The 16,658-nt window shown below is 53.9% G+C and carries 19 protein-coding genes; 8 read left to right on the forward strand and 11 right to left on the reverse strand.

Features of this window, described 5'->3' with window-relative positions; translation table 11 throughout:
• The first annotated feature begins 58 nt into the window (after positions 1 to 58).
• Positions 59 to 298: a putative hemolysin gene (locus B9Z44_RS10340; RefSeq protein ID WP_108402387.1), complete on the forward strand. Its 240-nt coding sequence runs from the start codon at positions 59 to 61 to the stop codon at positions 296 to 298.
• A gap of 51 nt (positions 299 to 349) precedes the next feature.
• Positions 350 to 1,021, forward strand: a complete 672-nt coding sequence (locus B9Z44_RS10345; protein WP_104796410.1) for a hypothetical protein — start codon at positions 350 to 352, stop codon at positions 1,019 to 1,021.
• A 22-nt stretch (positions 1,022 to 1,043) separates the two neighbouring features.
• On the opposite strand, the gene B9Z44_RS10350 is transcribed toward B9Z44_RS10345, so the two are convergent.
• The gene (locus tag B9Z44_RS10350; RefSeq protein WP_108402388.1) at positions 1,044 to 1,958 is read right to left on the reverse strand and encodes a LysR family transcriptional regulator; all 915 of its coding nucleotides are present in this window, start codon (positions 1,956 to 1,958) and stop codon (positions 1,044 to 1,046) included.
• Positions 1,959 to 2,054: 96 nt separating this feature from the next.
• On the opposite strand from B9Z44_RS10350, the gene B9Z44_RS10355 reads away from it, so the two are divergent.
• From B9Z44_RS10355 to ttdB, 3 genes are read left to right on the forward strand one after another with little or no spacing between them, the layout of a single operon-like run.
• Positions 2,055 to 3,023 (forward strand): tripartite tricarboxylate transporter substrate binding protein, encoded by a 969-nt coding sequence (locus B9Z44_RS10355; protein ID WP_108402389.1) that lies wholly within the window; start codon positions 2,055 to 2,057, stop codon positions 3,021 to 3,023.
• A 30-nt stretch (positions 3,024 to 3,053) separates the two neighbouring features.
• Positions 3,054 to 3,953, forward strand: coding sequence for a L(+)-tartrate dehydratase subunit alpha (gene ttdA / locus B9Z44_RS10360; RefSeq protein ID WP_104796407.1), 900 nt, complete (start codon positions 3,054 to 3,056; stop codon positions 3,951 to 3,953).
• Positions 3,950 to 4,558: a L(+)-tartrate dehydratase subunit beta gene (ttdB, locus tag B9Z44_RS10365; protein ID WP_104796406.1), complete on the forward strand. Its 609-nt coding sequence runs from the start codon at positions 3,950 to 3,952 to the stop codon at positions 4,556 to 4,558. The genes ttdA and ttdB overlap by 4 nt, the downstream gene beginning before the upstream one ends.
• A gap of 46 nt (positions 4,559 to 4,604) precedes the next feature.
• Here the strand turns inward: ttdB and B9Z44_RS10370 are convergent, their stop codons facing one another.
• The 3 genes from B9Z44_RS10370 to B9Z44_RS10380 are packed head-to-tail and all read right to left on the reverse strand — an operon-like array spanning position 4,605 to position 7,392.
• A complete protein-coding gene (locus B9Z44_RS10370) occupies positions 4,605 to 5,609 on the reverse strand; it encodes a Bug family tripartite tricarboxylate transporter substrate binding protein (protein WP_108402390.1) in 1,005 nt (334 codons plus the stop codon).
• A gap of 17 nt (positions 5,610 to 5,626) precedes the next feature.
• The gene (locus tag B9Z44_RS10375) at positions 5,627 to 6,625 is read right to left on the reverse strand and encodes a Bug family tripartite tricarboxylate transporter substrate binding protein (protein WP_170108493.1); all 999 of its coding nucleotides are present in this window, start codon (positions 6,623 to 6,625) and stop codon (positions 5,627 to 5,629) included.
• Between the two features lie 26 nt (positions 6,626 to 6,651).
• Positions 6,652 to 7,392, reverse strand: a complete 741-nt coding sequence (locus B9Z44_RS10380; RefSeq protein WP_108402391.1) for a GntR family transcriptional regulator — start codon at positions 7,390 to 7,392, stop codon at positions 6,652 to 6,654.
• A gap of 39 nt (positions 7,393 to 7,431) precedes the next feature.
• On the opposite strand from B9Z44_RS10380, the gene B9Z44_RS10385 reads away from it, so the two are divergent.
• On the forward strand, positions 7,432 to 8,241 hold the full coding sequence (locus B9Z44_RS10385; RefSeq protein WP_245912807.1) for an amidohydrolase family protein: 810 nt from the start codon (positions 7,432 to 7,434) through the stop codon (positions 8,239 to 8,241).
• Here B9Z44_RS10385 and B9Z44_RS10390 read toward each other — a convergent pair.
• A complete protein-coding gene (locus B9Z44_RS10390) occupies positions 8,238 to 8,996 on the reverse strand; it encodes a FadR/GntR family transcriptional regulator (RefSeq protein ID WP_108359258.1) in 759 nt (252 codons plus the stop codon). The genes B9Z44_RS10385 and B9Z44_RS10390 overlap by 4 nt on opposite strands.
• A 166-nt stretch (positions 8,997 to 9,162) precedes the next feature.
• Here B9Z44_RS10390 and B9Z44_RS10395 point away from each other — a divergent pair, with 166 nt between their 5' ends.
• Both B9Z44_RS10395 and B9Z44_RS10400 read left to right on the forward strand, forming a co-directional pair.
• On the forward strand, positions 9,163 to 10,824 hold the full coding sequence (locus B9Z44_RS10395; protein WP_108402889.1) for an L-lactate permease: 1,662 nt from the start codon (positions 9,163 to 9,165) through the stop codon (positions 10,822 to 10,824).
• Between the two features lie 67 nt (positions 10,825 to 10,891).
• On the forward strand, positions 10,892 to 11,578 hold the full coding sequence (locus tag B9Z44_RS10400; RefSeq protein WP_108402393.1) for a LemA family protein: 687 nt from the start codon (positions 10,892 to 10,894) through the stop codon (positions 11,576 to 11,578).
• A gap of 27 nt (positions 11,579 to 11,605) precedes the next feature.
• On the opposite strand, the gene B9Z44_RS10405 is transcribed toward B9Z44_RS10400, so the two are convergent.
• From B9Z44_RS10405 to B9Z44_RS10430, 6 genes are all read right to left on the reverse strand, one after another.
• The gene (locus tag B9Z44_RS10405) at positions 11,606 to 12,220 is read right to left on the reverse strand and encodes a flavin reductase family protein (protein ID WP_108359255.1); all 615 of its coding nucleotides are present in this window, start codon (positions 12,218 to 12,220) and stop codon (positions 11,606 to 11,608) included.
• Between the two features lie 57 nt (positions 12,221 to 12,277).
• Positions 12,278 to 13,882, reverse strand: coding sequence for an ion transporter (locus B9Z44_RS15420; protein WP_108359254.1), 1,605 nt, complete (start codon positions 13,880 to 13,882; stop codon positions 12,278 to 12,280).
• An 80-nt stretch (positions 13,883 to 13,962) separates the two neighbouring features.
• Complete coding sequence (locus tag B9Z44_RS10415; protein WP_108359253.1) at positions 13,963 to 14,535, reverse strand: DUF4337 domain-containing protein; 573 nt, start codon at positions 14,533 to 14,535, stop codon at positions 13,963 to 13,965.
• 10 nt (positions 14,536 to 14,545) lie between these two features.
• The gene (locus B9Z44_RS10420) at positions 14,546 to 14,749 is read right to left on the reverse strand and encodes a hypothetical protein (RefSeq protein WP_108359252.1); all 204 of its coding nucleotides are present in this window, start codon (positions 14,747 to 14,749) and stop codon (positions 14,546 to 14,548) included.
• A gap of 19 nt (positions 14,750 to 14,768) precedes the next feature.
• Positions 14,769 to 15,722, reverse strand: a complete 954-nt coding sequence (locus B9Z44_RS10425) for an ion transporter (RefSeq protein ID WP_170108494.1) — start codon at positions 15,720 to 15,722, stop codon at positions 14,769 to 14,771.
• A 7-nt stretch (positions 15,723 to 15,729) separates the two neighbouring features.
• Positions 15,730 to 16,641: an ion transporter gene (locus B9Z44_RS10430; RefSeq protein ID WP_108359250.1), complete on the reverse strand. Its 912-nt coding sequence runs from the start codon at positions 16,639 to 16,641 to the stop codon at positions 15,730 to 15,732.
• Between the last annotated feature and the right edge of the window lie 17 nt (positions 16,642 to 16,658).

A 16,658-nucleotide genomic window follows, 5' to 3' on the forward strand; every position in this document is an offset into this window, starting at 1 on the left:
TATCGACACAATAGAATTAACTTAAATTGAATAAACGAATACATGACGGTTAATTGACATGCATCTGCCGCAAATTGCCACCCTCTGCGCCATCGCCCTAGCCAGCTGCGCCTGCTCACCGTCTGACAAGCCCCATGTTCCCGTCGCCGAAATGGCCAACCCCGCGTCGGTCAACTGCATCAACGCAGGCGGCAAGCTGATCATCAAACGCACCCCGCAAGGCGAATTTGGCATGTGCCAATTGCCCTCGGGCAAGGTGTGCGAGGAGTGGGCTTTGTTTCGGGGTGAGTGCTCTTAATTTACGTTCAATTTTTAGAAATTACATTGTTGATTCAGAAGGACTTTTTAAATGCCCCAAACAACAGCTTGTGTTGCAAAGGAACTTGCGCGTCTGAGCACGGATTGCTCTTTTTTGTTGACGCATTTGATACGTCAAAACGACGATAAGAATGATGATGAAGCTAAAAAAATTCTTTCTTCGATTCTCGATTTCGTTGGGGCTCATCAAAAACCTCTGCTGAAAGCATCGAATTCAGGTTGGTACAGCGCAGCAGCCCCGAAGATTTTTAATCCAGTAACCAGAACATTCAATGGTTCAAGTCATACCAAGGCTGTGTGCTTTACTGAAAGTACCCTTTCAGGGTTGAAAGCGCATCGGGACATGTTTAATGCTAAATACGGTATTGCATTTGATAGAGATTTGCTCTTTTCAAAAGGGGCAAATCCATGTCTCAACATTCGCGAATCTTTGCTAAAGAAGAGTTTCGTTTGTAATGAAGAGGTTTATGCACGATTTGTGTACAACTTCATTCCAGTTGAGCTGCACCCATTTGTAAACATCATTCATGATGGTTTTGATGCAACTCATGAAAGAGAGTGGCGTGTACCGAACGACTTATCTTTCGAATTGTGTGAGGTTCTTTTTATTTTTTGCCCAGCTGATGAGTTTGAGTATTTTTCAAAAATTCAGTCGGCAGCTCAACCTATTCTTTTTGATTTGGCTTGGCTTGACCGTGTGTGACTTTTTAAAATCAAAGAGTTTTTCAGCGCTTAAACGCTGCCGCTACAAAATCAATCAACGCTTTTACCCGCACCGAGGTGCGGTGGCGTTCTGCGTAGATGGCATATATGTCGGCATCGGGGCTGTTGTAGCTGGGTAGCAGCTGCACCAGTTTGCCTGACTGCACATATTTCTCTACATCCCATTGCGCGCGCAGCAGCACGCCGTGGCCGTCGAGTGCCCAGTTCAGCGCCACGCCGCCATCGTTGGTGGTGAGGTTGCCGCGAATTTTCACGCTCTCGGTTTGTTGTTCTTTGGCTTTGCCCTTGGCGGTGGTGAAGCGCCACAGGCCATAGGCTTCGTCGCCTTGGCGTATGCCAATGCAGTTGTGCTTTACCAACTCCGACGGCGTTTTGGGTGTGCCAAATTTTTTCAAGTACGCAGGCGAGGCCACCACCACGCGTTGGTTGGCCGCAATGAAACGCGCAATCGAGCGCGAGTCGGGCGGGTTGCCAAAGCGAAAGCAAATGTCAAATGCATCGTCGCCACTGGGCGGTGGGTTGACCGAGAGCTGCAACTGCACATCCACCTTGGGGTGCAGGCGCGTGAACTGCGAGATGAGTGGCGCAATGTGGCTGCGGCCAAAACCCAGTGTGGCGTTCACGCGCAGCAGGCCTTGCGGTGCAGCGGTGGCACCCAGCAAGTGGGTTTCAAGACCTTCGATGTCGCCCATGATTTTGCGGGCGTAGTCCAAATACACCTCACCCTCGGGCGTGAGGCCCATGCGCCGTGTGGTGCGGTTGACCAAGGGAATACCTAAGCGCGATTCCATCAACCCCAAGTGGCGGCTGACCGCTGCGGTAGAAATGCCTTGCTCGCGTGCTGCTGCACTGAGCGAGCCTGCGTTGGCCAGCGCGATGAAAAAGCCTAAGTCGGCAGGGCTGATGAGCTTGGTCATATCTTTAGCTTTAGGTTAACAATGCTTTGAATATAGCGCTGAATTTTTAACCTTGAAAAATTTACAGTTGTTTCCAACAAACAAAAGGAGACAGGCATGTTGAGCAAATTCAAAAAGCAAATGTGGGTGGCTGCCCTATGTGGCGCAGCAGGCTTGGCGCAGGCCCAGGCGTGGCCTAGCAAGACCATCACCATCGTCGTGCCGTTCCCGCCCGGTGGCACGACCGATGTGTTGGCTCGCGCGGTGTCCACCAAGCTTTCGGCCAATTTGGGCCAAACCGTCATCGTGGACAACAAGCCCGGCGCAGGTGCCACTTTGGGTGCGGCGCAAGTGGCCAAGGCCAATGCCGATGGCTACACCTTGCTGATGGGCGCCGTGCACCACACCATCGCCACCAGTGTGTACAAGGGCCTGACCTACAGCTTTGACAAAGACTTCGCACCCATTACTACCGTGGCCTTGGTGCCCAACGTGTTGGTGGTCAATGCCAAGTCGCCCTACAACAGCGTGAAAGACCTCGTGGCCGCAGGCAAGACCACACCCGACAAGCTGGCCTACGGTTCCAACGGCAATGGCACAGCACAACACATGATTGGCACGCAGTTTCAAATCGTGTCGGGTGCGCAAGTGCTGCACGTGCCCTACAAAGGCAGCGCACCCTTGACCACCGATTTGTTGGGCGGCCAAGTGGACATGTCGTTTGACACCGTCACGCCTGTGTTGCCTTTCATCAAAGAAGGCAAGTTAAAGCCATTGGCGGTGACCACAGCCAAGCGTTCTTCGGCTTTGCCGAATGTGCCCACGTTGCAAGAGGCAGGTGTGCCTGGCATCGCGATTGGTACTTGGTTTGGTTTGTTGGCGCCTGCTGCCACGCCTAAAGATGTGGTGCAAAAACTCAACACCGAAATTGTGAAGATCATCAACACGCCTGATTTCAAGAAGCAAATGTTGGACATCGGCGCAGAGCCCATCGGCAACAAGCCAGACGAGATGGCCAAACAAATCAAAGAAGAAACCGAAAAGTTTGCTGGCTTAGTCAAAGCAGGCAAGGTCACGCTCGACTGAGCGCCCACCCATTTACCAAAGGAGTTCCCCGTGAACAAAGAAACAGCAGTAGCAGACCTGACCCATGTGATGGCGAAGTTCACGTCATACATCGGCAAGCGCTTGCCCACCGACGTGACCGAAAAGCTGGGTGAGTTGCGTGAGAAAGAAGTCAACTTCTTGGCCAAAGAGGTGTACGAGTCCATGCGTCAAAACCAAGACGCCGCCGACAAGTTAGACCGCCCGAGCTGCCAAGACACCGGCGTCATTCAATACTTCCTCACCGCAGGTTCTAACTTTCCATTGTTGGGTGAGCTGGAAGAAATTTTGTTGGGCGCCACACAAGGCGCTACCAAAGACGGCCCACTGCGCCACAACGCGGTGGAGACCTTTGTCGAGAAAAACACAGGCACCAACACCGGTTCAAAAATTCCATGGCTCGATTGGGAAATCGTGCCCGGTGACGACAGCGTCATCATCGATGTGTACATGGCAGGTGGCGGTTGCACCTTGCCGGGTGCCGCCAAAGTATTGATGCCCGGCCAAGGCTACGAAGGTGTGGCCGAGTTTGTGTTTGACGTCATCACCTCACGCGGTGTGAATGCTTGCCCACCTTTGTTGGTTGGTGTGGGGGTGTCTACCTCGGCTGAAACCGCGGCACGTTTGTCGAAGAAAGCCATTCTTCGCCCCGTGACCTCGCGCCACAGCAACGACAACGCTGCCTTGATGGAAGAGCTGTTGACCGATGGCTTAAACGAATTGGGCTTGGGCCCTCAAGGCTTGACGGGTAACAACAGTGTGATGGGCGTGAACATCGAGTCATCTGCACGTCACCCATCCACCATTGGTGTGGCGGTATCCACCGGCTGCTGGGCGCACCGTCGCGGCAAGATCAAGATCAATGCCGATATGTCTTACGAAATCATTTCGCACAAAGGATTCACGCTGTGAAGAAAATTCTCACCACCCCCATCAAAGACGAAGACCTGGAGTCGTTGAACATCGGTGACGTGGTGTACCTCACAGGTACGCTGGTCACTTGCCGCGATGTAGCGCACCGCCGATTGATTGAGCTGGGCCGCGAGCTGCCCGTCAACTTAGAAGGCGGCGCGATTTTTCATGCGGGCCCCATCGTGCGCCAAAAAGAAAACGGCGAATACGAAATGGTGTCCATTGGCCCCACCACCAGCATGCGCATGGAAAAGTTTGAAAAGGAATTCATCAAACGCACTGGCGTTAAATTGATTGTGGGTAAGGGCGGCATGGGCCCTGAAACACAAGCGGGCTGCATGGAAAACAAAGCGGTGCATGCCATCTTCCCAGGCGGCTGCGCTGTGTTGGCCGCCACGCAAGTGGAGAAGATTGAAGCCGCAGAGTGGACTGACCTAGGCATGCCCGAAACCTTGTGGGTCAACCGCGTGAAAGAGTTTGGCCCCTTGATCATCTCGATTGACACCAAAGGTAAAAACTTGATTGAAGAAAACAAAGCGGTGTTCAACGAAAAGAAGAAACCGATTCTTGAGCGCATCAACCAACAAATTCGCTTCATCAAATAAGCGAATTCACAGCCAAAGAAAAATCCACCCTTGGGTGGCTTTTTTGTTAAACGCCTTCAGGCTTGATTTGTGCCCGCGCGATGACGGGCTTCCAACGCGCTTGTTCGACTTTGATGAAAGCTTCAAACTCGGCGCGCGTGTTGCCCACGGCCAGTGCGGTGTCTTGGCTGAGTTTGTCGTGCACGATTTTTCCGCGCGCGGCAGCGATGGCTTCTTTCTCCAGTTTTTCAAGGTGTGCTTTAGGCATCTTGCTGGGGGCCATCAAGCCGTACCACTGCGTCATCTCGAAGCCTTTGAAGCCTTGCTCTGCCACGGTGGGTACATCGGGCAACAAAGGCAAGCGTGTGCTGCTGCCCGTGGCAATGCACCGCAGCTTGCCTGCTTTGATGAACTGCAACAGCGCAGGTGCGCCAACCGCTGCGGCTTGCAAGCGACCGGCCATCAAATCAGTCAGCATGGGGCCCGTACCACGGTAAGGCACGTGCAGCACAAAAATGTCCGCTGCCATCTTCAGATATTCAAACGCCAAGTGGCCTGCGCTGCCGTTGCCTGCAGAGCCGTAGTTGAGTTTGCCGGGGTTGGCTTTGGCGTAGGCCACAAACTCTTTGAGGTTCTTCACAGGCAGGTCGGGATGCACCACGTACAAGCTGGGCACTTTGGAAATCAGTGTGATGGGCGTGAAGTCTTTGTTCACGTCATACGACAGCTTCGGGAAGATGTAGGGGTTGACCGCCAAGGTGCCGATGTGGCCCAAGACGAGGGTGTGTTCGTCAGTTGCGTTGGCCACCTCTTGCATGGCAATGTTGCCTGCGCCGCCGGGTTTGTTGTCCACAAACACGTTTTGGCCCACCGTCTTGGCCATTTCGCCAGCCAAGGCGCGCGCCACAATTTCAGAGCTGCCGCCCGGTGCAAACGGCACCACCAAACGCAAAGGTTTGCTAGGCCACGCAGCCTCTGCGTGTGCGAGTACCGGCGACAGGCCGAGCGCAGATGCTGCGGTGCTGGCCAACAGTTGGCGTCGATTGAGCGATGAGGTGTGCAGGTCGTTCATAGGTTTCTTTCAACAATTTATTCGGTGGTGATGCCACGCTCCTTGATGACGTGGCTCCACAGGTTGATTTGTTGCTCAATGAATTTCTTGGCTTGCTCAGGCGAACCTTTTTGAATGTCGCCGCCCAGCTGCGCCACACGTGCTTTGACTTCGGGCGATTCCAGCGCTTGTTGGAATGCAGCGGCCAATTTGTTCACCACAGGTTCGGGTGTGTTGGCAGGGGCGAACACGGCGTTCCACTCGTAAATCTCTGCGCCTTTCAACCCAGACTCGGCCAATGTAGGGACATCGGGCAAGATGGGCGAACGTTTGGCCGATGTCACCGCCAGCGCTTTGAGCTTGCCCGACTGCACATGTTGCAGTGTGGAGGCTAAGTTGCCAAAGAACAGAGGCACTTGACCGCCAATCACATCATTCAAGGCAGGGCCACCGCCTTTGTAGGGCACGTGCACCATGTCAACTTTGGCTGCAGACTCAAACAATGCGCCTGCCAGATGCTGGGCAGATCCGTTGCCCGAGGAGGCATACGACACCGCATCTTTGCTTTTGCGAGCAGCCGCGGTTAGCTCTGAAATATTTTTGGCAGGAAAGTTGGCGTTGACCAACACCACGTTTGGAAACAAAGCCACCACGCCAATGGGTTTGAAGGCTTTGAGGCTGTCATAGGGCAGCTTGGGGTACAGGGCTGGATTGGCTGAAAAAGAGGAGGCATCCAACATCAGTGTGTAGCCATCGGGTGTGGCTTTGGCCACCGCAGATGCGCCAATTTGGCCACTTGCGCCAGGCTTGTTCTCGATGATCACGGGCTGACCCAAGGCTTCACCCATCTTGGGTGCAATGAGGCGAGCCATGGCATCCGCGCCGCCGCCCGGTGGGTAAGTGACCACCAAGGTGACGGGTTTGTTGGGGAACGCGGTCTGTGCCATGGCTGGTGTTGCTACGCCGTGCAAAGCCCATGATGCCAAGGCCAACGTTGTCAGTGCATGGCGGCGAATAAGGGGTGTGTTGTGACGCATGTCGTGTCTCCTTTGAATATATGTGTTTACTGCAGTTGCGTGGTGTACTTGAACGAGAACGCATCGCCACGTGTGGTGCGCAATTCGACGCAACGCCCGGCCATGTCAAACGCTTGGCGTTCGACCTGTACACATGGGTGTGCAGCTGCCAGTTTGAGTCGTTTGGCTTGGGTGGCGTTGAGCTGCGAGAAGCTCAGGCTGTCTTGTGTTTTTTGAATCACGATGCCGCAGCGTTGTTGGTACATGGGGTAGAGCAAGTCGTCCCATACCTCCGTGTCAGACTCCGCCAGTTTTCCAAAAAGTGGCAGCGGCAAGACGATGGTTTCGAGTAAACAAGGCTCGCCGCTCAAACTGCGTAAGCGTTCAAGGTGCAGTACTTGAGCATCTGGCGGCAGGCCAAAAACGCTGGCCTCTTGTGAGGTGGCACGCCGCAAGCGGCTGGACAGGATGCGTGATTGCGGGGTTTCGCTGCTGCCATCATCGACACCACGAAAGCGAAAAAAACGCATCATCGATGCGCCGTCCACCCCTTTGGTCACAAAGGTGCCTTTGCCGTGACGGCGTTGCAGCACGCCATCTTCCACCAGCAATGACAGGGCTTGTCGGATGGTTCCCAGTGCCACGCCGTAGCTTTGGGCCAGCGCTGATTCCGCTGGAATCATGTCGCCTGGTGCCCATTCACCTTGCAAGATGCGATCGCGCAAAGCCAGGGCGAGTTTGCCGTATCGGCTCTGGCCAGGTGTTTGGGTGAGGGTTGCGGTACTCATGGTTTGAAACTAGACATCTAGAGGACTAGAATGTACACCATGAATTCGATAAGGTCAAAAAATTGGGTAGACACCCACTTTCATGTGTTCAATGCGGGCGAGGCCGTTGCAGTCGCACGCTATGTGCCGCAGTACACCGCTGCACTGCAAGATTGGATGGCACTTGCGCAAGGCGTTGGCGTGACGCGAGGCGTGTGCGTGCAACCTAGTTTTTTGGGTGTTGACAACCACTTGATGCTCCAAGCTTTAAAGGCGCACCCCGAGGTGTTGCGTGGTGTGGCCGTGTTGGCTGCGGACACACCTGCCGATGAATTAAATGCTTTGCATACGGCTGGCGTGCGCGGCATACGCCTGAACTTGGCAGGGGTCTCGCACGATGTGGCTGCGTGGACACGCGCAGACCGCCTGTGGCGAACCCTGCATGAATTAGGCTGGCACTTAGAAGTACACACCGACCAAGGCGCATTACCTGAGGTTTTGAGGCAGCTGCCATCGGACATCCCTCTGGTGGTCGATCACATGGCCAAACCGATTGCAGCGCGAGCCATGGATGCCAGCATTGCGGCTGTGGTGCGACGCGCACAACACACCGCGACCTACGTCAAGCTCAGTGGCGCGTATCGCCTCGGTGGCGTGGATGCGGCGAGTCTTGCCCATCTGTGGTTGCACGAGCTGGGGCCTGCTGCATTGCTGTGGGGCAGTGATTGGCCTTGTACCAACCACGAACACTTGGCCACCTATGACGTGTTGTTTGCCGCACTCAGCGCATGGGTTGGGCCTCAGCATCTGGACGATGTGCTGAGCCACAACCCACAGCGGCTTTATTGGGATGTGCCTGTCGGCGCCTAATTTGTACCTGCGCGGCGCAAGGCGCTGACGCGGCGGTGTTCGTCCAGCGCATTGTTTTCAATGCTTTCGCGGATGTAAACACTGTGTTCTTTGGCGGCGGCGCTGGCTTTGTCCGCTTTGTTGGCTTTGATGGCTTTCCAAATGGTGCGGTGCTGTGTGCGCAGTTGGTCCCATTGCGCGGGGCGCGTGTGGGAGTGTTTGAGGTTGTTGCTCACGTGGTCATGGATGACGCGCATCAAACTGGCGGTGAGGTGACCAATCAGCACGTTGTGCGATGTCTCGGCAATGGCTTGGTGAAACGCCACATCCGCAGCGATGGATTTGTCGAGGTCTTTGCTGGCATAGGCTTCATCTAATGCTGCAAAGGCTTTGTCGAGGCGGACCATGTCCACATCGGTGGCGCGCTGGGCTGCTAGTTCAGCGGCTTGGGCTTCTAGCATTTCACGAACTTCCAAAATGTCTCGATGCAGCACGGGGTGGTCTTTGACCATGTCTTGCCATGGGTCCACAAACGGTGCGTCGAGTTTGTTGGTGACGGTGGTGCCGCCGCCGTGGCGTGTGATGAGCAAGCCCTTGGCGACCAACTTTTGAATGGCTTCGCGGATGGAGGGACGAGACACGCCAAAGTCTTCAGCAAGTTTGCGTTCGGAGGGGATGCGATCGCCCGGACGCAGCGCACCATCCAGAATTTGGCTCTCAATTTCGTTGACCACGCTATCGGCCAAACGAACAACAGGGGATGACAGTGGTGCCATATATTTGAAAAGTGGTAAGACCAAATTATTGGCTGAATTAGAAGTATTCGTCCCCGAAGAAGCCCTATAACAGGGTAATTACCTAGCTCTTAGCCCGTATCCAGCTTCTTACACTATGGATAAGTGGTATTACCAATTTTTGATTCAACGTTTCAAGGAGAAGAGTATGGTTTGGCAACAGGTCTATGACCCGTTTAACAACATGGTGGTGTCCACCTTGTTGGCGGCGATTCCCGTGGTGGTGATGTTGGTGGCCTTGGGCTTCATGCACATCAAAGCACACATCGCTGCAGGTTTGGGTTTGGTCGCAGCCGTGGCCGTGGCCATCTTGGCTTATGGTATGCCCGCAGAGATGGCCGGTAAGGCTGCGATGTACGGTGGCTTGACGGGCTTGTTGCCCATCGGTTGGATCGTGTTGAACATCATCTTCTTGCAACAAATGGCCGAGCAAAACGGCAGCTTCAAAGTGTTGCAAGACTCTTTGTCGGGCATCACCGATGACCGCCGCTTGCAGTTGCTGTTGATCGCGTTCTGTTTTGGCGCGTTCTTCGAAGGCGCTGCTGGCTTCGGTACACCCGTGGCGGTGACGGCTGGTATTTTGATTGGCTTGGGCTTCTCGCCTTTGGCTGCTTCTGGTTTGAGCTTGATTGCCAACACCGCGCCTGTGGCGTTTGGTGCTTTGGGCACGCCCGTGATCACGCTGGCCAAAGTGCACGGCTACGACTTGATGGAAGTCACCGCGATGATTGGCCGTCAATTGCCTTTCTTCTCGTTGCTCGTTCCGTTCTGGTTGATCTGGGCCTTTGCCGGTCGCAAAGCGATGATGGAAATTTGGCCCGCCATTTTGGTGACGGGTTTGTCGTTTGCGATTCCTCAGTTCTTGGTGTCTAACTACATCGGCCCAGAGCTGGTGGACATCATTGCAGCCATCGTGTCGATGACCAGTCTGATCTTGTTCTTGCGCGTGTGGCAACCGAAAACCATTTGGACTTCCACCTCGCTCAAAGGCCACGAAACCGACGGCGGCGAAGCCAAGCCTGCATTGCCTGTGACGCACTACACACGTGCCGAGCTGGTGCGTGCTTGGACACCTTGGGCGATCTTGTCTGTGTTTGTGTTCATCTGGGGCTTGCCACCGGTGAAGGCCTACTTCAACAGCATCTGGGCGCCTGCATTCCCCATCGAAGGTTTGCACAACTTGATCGAGAAGATGCCACCCGTGGTGCCTAACCCCACCAAAGAAGGTGCGGTCTACACACTGGGCTTGTTGTCTGCGACCGGCACTGGCATTTTTGTGTCGGCCATCGTTGGCGCTTTGGTGATGAAGTACAAGCCCACAGAAATCGTGCGCGCTTATGCACGCACTTTCTGGTTGGTGCGTTACTCGCTCTTGACCATTGTGTTGATGTTGGGCTTGGGCACGTTGACACGTTTCTCTGGCACGGACACCACCCTCGGTTTGGCATTTGCTAACACGGGCGTGTTCTACCCCTTCTTCGGTACCTTGATGGGCTGGATTGGTGTGGCCATGACCGGTTCTGACACTGCATCGAACGTGTTGTTTGGTGGCATGCAAAAAGTAGCCGCTGAGCAATTGGGCCTCAGCGCCAACTTGATGGGCGCAGCCAACAGCTCAGGCGGTGTGATGGGCAAGATGATTGACGCACAGTCCATCGTTGTGGCCTCTACCGCAACCCGTTGGTTCAACCACGAAGGCGACATCTTGCGCTATGTGTTCTTCCACTCGATCGCACTGGCTTGTTTGGTGGGCTTGTACGTGACGCTGCAAGCGTACGTGTGGCCTTTCCACTTGATGGTGGTGGGCTAATCACCCTCGCTGAGGCCAAGCCTCAGCCTTGATCAAAAGCCGCTGTTTTCGGACAGCGGCTTTTTTTATGTCATTCGCCAATGCCTTGCTGATGCAATGTGCGATGCGCAACAGACATGGTACGGCGATATTTCGACACTCAAAACCCTCATCATTTGTCATTTGGGTTGATATGAAAAATATAGTGCGTCGGTTGATGGGCCTCTTCATGGTCATGGTGCTGCTGAGCCTAGGGGCGTGCGGTTACAAAAAATTTGAAAACGATTCTGCACAGCTTAAAACCACGGGGGCTGAGTTGTTGATCGAGTACCAACGTCGTACGGCGGTGGTGACGAACTTGTTGAATCTGTTGAAAGCCCAACAAGATTTCGATCAACCGAAATGGACCGCTGTGATGAACGCCAGGGACAAAGCCATGGCGATAGATGCGGTCCCCGATTTGCTCAACGATGCGCAGAAATTAGAAAAATATCAGCAAGCTCAAAGTGATGTAACAAGTGCCGTTACCCAACTTTTAGCGGTTTCTGAAAGCAACGCAGAATTGCGTGCTAACCCGACGTTCATTGACGTGCAAGCGCAACTGGCCAGCGTTGACAACCGCATCCAAATTACAAGCGAGCGTTACGTCAAGGTGGTGCAGGACTACAACACGGCGGTGCAGACATTTCCATCCAACATCACGGCGTATGTGTTGGGCTACAAAGAGCGACCCTATTTCACGGTCGATGTGCCGAGTCCTGATCGTCCCAAGTGAGGGGTTGCCTGTTCAGATGGGCAGGTTTTAAGCCTTGGGGCGCCACATGTGAAAGAGTTGCTCTGGTCCGATGGTGAAGTAATCGGCAGGGCCGCCACCACGCAAAATATGGCCTGCGCTGGCGGTGTCATAAATGCCATCTTTCAACAAATGATCGGCAATGTGAATGCCCACCACTTCGCCTAACACCAACCATGTGGGCACTTTTTGTTTGTCGAGGCCTTCGAGCTGAATAATTTGTGTGCTGCGGCATTCAAATGACACGGGGCTCTCTGCCACACGCGGCACATCCACCACGCGTGAGGGTGCTGCGGTCAAACCTGCCAACTCAAATTCGTTGACCTCGGGGCCAACGGGGGCACAGGTTTGGTTCATGGCTTCGGCGAGTGGGCGTGTGACGAGGTTCCACACAAACATGCCGTTTTCTTGCACATTGCGCAGCGAGTCTTTGGGGCCTGTGCTGGAGAAGCCCACGATGGGCGGCACGTAGTTGAAGGCCGTGAAGAAGCTATAGGGGGCGAGGTTCAAAACCCCCTCGTTGCTGCGGGTGGAGACCCAGCCGATGGGACGTGGACCGACGATGGCGTTGAAGGGGTCGTGGGGCAGGCCGTGGCCTAGGCGAGGTTCATAAAAATGCGTCATAGCGATACGTTAAACGCAAACATGCAACCCTGCTGTCGCAGGGTTAACTCACGTCACTCAGCCGTGTTTTTGATCCAAGAGGTTCAGCACGGCCAGAGCGGCTGTTGCATCACCTTTGCTATGGCTGAGGCTTTGACGCAGTGTGTCAGTGCCGGTGGCTTGGGCAATCAAATCCAATTGGCTGACCAAAAGGCTGAACTGAGCCGCCGCCAGTTGTGGATGCGCTGTGGCGTCCAACACCAAACCATTTGCATGTGTGAGGTGTTCTGATTCCTTGGCTGCAAATTCGGCTTTCGCTTCTTCGGTGAGGCGTTTGACCTCTTCGTGCGACAAATGCAAACGCTCGGCTTCGGCCACGATGAGTTCACGCTCTGCGTTGTCGAGCAAGCCGTCTTCGTAGGCCATCATCAGGCGGTGCTTGAAGGCGTCGCGGTCAATGCGCAGTTGGTCGGTGAAGGCCGAGGCCAACAAACCGGCGGGGATGGCAAAGATACCAATACCCAGCAAGGCAAGGACGACCGTGAGTGCGCGACCCATGGGCGTGATGGGCGAGATGTCGCCATAGCCCACCGAAGCCAGCGTGACCACAGCCCAGTAGATGGATTGGGGAATGTTCTCGAACTTGTCTGGTTGTGCGGGATGCTCAAACAAATAACCCAAGCTGGCGGTGAGCACCACCAATAGCATCATCACAAAGACGGAGGCAAAGATGATTTGCCATTCACGCAGCACCACTTTGTAGAGCGTTTCCATCGCCGAGGTGTAGCGGGTGAGTTTGAGCATGCGCATCAAACGGAAGACGCGCAAGAAGCGCAAGTCCAAGTGTTGGCTGAACAAGCTCTCCAAAATGAACGGCAAGATAGACAGCAAATCAATGATGGCTTGTCCGGTTCGGATGTGCGCCCAATGCGGCATCCGCAGGTGTTTGTACTTTGGGTTCTCTGGCGCAGAGTAAACGCGTGCGATGTATTCGATGGTGAAGATGGTGAACGCGATCACGTCAATCACCATGAATTCGCTGGCAAAAAGCGCACGAACAGATTCAACGGTTTCAAACACCACACAGGTGATGGACAAAGCAATCCAAAACACAATGAAGTTGTCGATGTAGGTGTGCAAACGGCCCGAGTGGCCGGTGGGCTCTAGCATGGCAAACACTTTGGCGCGCATGCTGCGGCCTTCGTTCAGGACTTGAAACTCTTTCCAAGCGGGGATGAGCTGGCGCGAGAGCTTGAACATCCGTGCCAATCGCAACACCCGCAGCACGCGCAGCATTTCTACATCCACGTCCACAAAACGTGCAAAGTAAAACGGCGCGATGGCCACCAAGTCCACCAAGGCGTAAAAACTGAAGGCGTAGCGCAAACGTGGGAAAGACTTGCCTGCAAACTCTGGGTTCAAGTGCGCGGTGGCCAAGCGCATCAGATATTCCGCTGTGAAGATACCAACGGTCACCACGTCAAACCAGTGAAACCATGCGGCATTGGCGTTGTAGATTTCGGGTGTGTTTTCAATCAGCACCGCAATCACGCTGGCGATGATCAAGAAACCAATACTGCGCTCGACGGTTTGGTGGAAGCCGTGTTTGAACTCGGGGTCAAACAACCACTTGTAAATCTTGGCAAGTGGCGATGCGTGGGCGTGCGTGGTGTGGGCAGTCATGATTTTTATTTTCCTTTACGCATCACGTGCAAGTGAATAAAAAAGGCCCCAATTGGAGCCTTTTGCTGGAGGGGGATGATTTAAATCAAAAGCAAGAAGCCGTTGATGGTTGAAAAAATACCCAGCATGCCTAAGGCGCATGGCACCCAGAACAACACATGTGCCCCCGTCAGGATGGCCACTGAGGTGAGCACGATGGCAATTTGCAGCAGGGCTTCTGCGTAGTCAAACCATGGATCTTGTCGCAGTGCGATGTCACGTTCATGTTCGTGCGCTTTGGCCTTTTCCATCAGCTCTTTTTTGCCGTCACCCGTTTCTGGTTCGGACTCGTAGCGTGCAATGTTCTTTTCGTAGGCTTCAAGTTTTTTCTCAGCCAAGGCTTTGCCAGCAGGCGAGAACTTGTCATTGCTGAGCTGGATGCGCAGCTCGTCGGCTGCGATTTTGTAGTCGGTCTGGCGGATGTTTTTGGCTTGGTAGAACGAATAGGCGTTCGATGCCAAGATGTTGTTGCTCATGCTTTCTTTGGAGGCGTTGTTGCCGCCCAAGCTGGCAATGGCCAAACACATGGCCAACAAAGAGACCAACATGGCACAACGCGTGCGAAACGGATCGTTGCCGTGCTCTGGCAATTCGGTTTCTGGAACTTCACTCATCTCTTTTCCTTTACTCGTGGTGATCTTCTTTGTCTTTTCGTTTGGCAAAAAGTTTGTACAGAGCCAACACAGCCAGCACCACAGCCACCCCGCACACCACCAACTCGGCCATCGTCAATTTGTGGACAAACTGGTCCACATAGTCGTAGGTCGAGAGTGGCGTGTAGACGTCGGGGTTCTCTTGCTTGTATTTCTCGTAGGCGCCGTTGTCCATGATTGCTTTCAGTTGAAATTTACGATTGCTTGTTGGCCGCCGAAATGTGCTTTTCTTCTTCCATCTGATTGACGATGGATTGCACTTGGTCGTCTGACATGCCAAGCTTGGCTTGCATCATTTTAAGTTTGGCTTGTTCTTCATCGGTGACAACGCCATCGGCCAACACAGAACGAACTTCCATCTCATACAACGCTTGACGACGTTCAACTTGAGCGGTGTAGGCCGTGGCCACCACACCCGTCAGAATGGCGGCCAAAGCAATGGACAAGATTTGCGTCAGGATGACCAACAAAGAGCCAAGGAACGTGACGGGGTCCACATTGCCCCAGCCCGAGATGATGGTGATGACAAACCAGTGCATCGCCGCAGGGATGGAGGGAAACACCTCGGGTTGCTCATGACCTTCGATGATGTAAATCAACGAAGAGAACAGCAAACAGCTGATGAACAGCAAGAACACAGCTGAGGAGAAAGAGTCTTTCTCAGCTTTGACAGCCGCCACCATGTCTTCAAACGCGCTGTTGTAGCGCGACAGTTTGAAAATTCGCATCAAACGGAACATGCGCAACACGCGCAAATCTGCGCCTGGGAAAAGCAGCTGCAAGTAGAACGGCACGGTGCTGACAAAGTCGATGATGCCGTAGAAGCTGAACACGTACTCTTTGCGGCCTTGCCACGCGGTACCACCGTTGTGGATGTATTTTTCGCTGTACGACCAAACGCGTAAAACGAATTCGATTGAAAACACGGCCACGCTGAACACGTCAAAGGCATGAAACTCGGCCATGAAGGCTTCATGAATTTCAGGAACCGACTCCAAGATGATGCCAACCACGTTGGCCACCACCAGCAAGGCGATGAAGATTTCAACGAAGTGGCTGTACTTGTCAGGCACTTCACCTTCCATGATTTCGAAGGTGCGACGCTTGATGCGTTGGAACGTGGTGAGGGTAGGAGCTGCTGTGGTCATGGTGCGCTCATTCATTGGACGACGATTTGTTTTTGGCGCGCAGCATCATGGCTTCGACTTGTTCATCTGACAAACGGTAATGGGCTTGTAGGCGCTTCAGAGTGGCTTGTTCCTCTTCAGACATATTGCCGTCAGAAAAGACTTCACGCAGTTGCGCTTCAAACGCGGCTTTCTTACGTGCCACTTGGTTAGAGAACGCCGAAGCCACGATACCGGTCATGATGGCGGCCATACACACACCCAAGAAACCGGTGATCAGCGCAATCGCTTCACCTGCTTTAGTGAGAGGTTCGACGTTGCCGTAGCCCGAGGTGATGGTGACGATGGCCCAATAGATCGAATGGGGGATCGTGCCAAAGAACTCGGGTTGGTGGTGACCTTCGGCGAAATGCATCAACGAGGCCGACACGATGGTGGCAATGGTCAGCAAAAACACGGCGGAGCCAAACGCTTGACGTTCGGAGTACACCGCATGAAACAAGTCTTGCAGCGCTGTGTTGTATTTGGAGAGTTTCAAGATTCGCAGCAAACGCAGCACGCGCAAGATGCGCAGGTCGAGTGCAGGGAAGAACATGTGCATGTAATGCGGCATGGTGGCAAAGAAGTCCACCAAACCAAACGGGCTGAGCATGTATTCAAAGCGGCCTTTCCATGAACCACCGTTGTCACGGTTGTACTTGGCGCCCAGTGACCACACGCGAGCGATGTACTCCACCGTGAAGAACATCACGCTCCAAAACTCCAACTCGTGAAAAAATTCTTTGAATTCGGCGTGGATTTCTGGGACGGAGTCAAGAATCACCGCAGAACAATTGACCAACACCACCAGGGTGATCAGCCATTCGACGTAGCGACTCGCCGTATGTTTGGGCGAACCGTCCAAGATTTCCATCAGGGTGTTCTTAAAACCTGTAGTCATTGCCTAGCTCTAACGAA

It is taken from the genome of Limnohabitans curvus, from assembly GCF_003063475.1.
Classification (GTDB): Bacteria; Pseudomonadota; Gammaproteobacteria; order Burkholderiales; family Burkholderiaceae_C; genus Limnohabitans; species Limnohabitans curvus.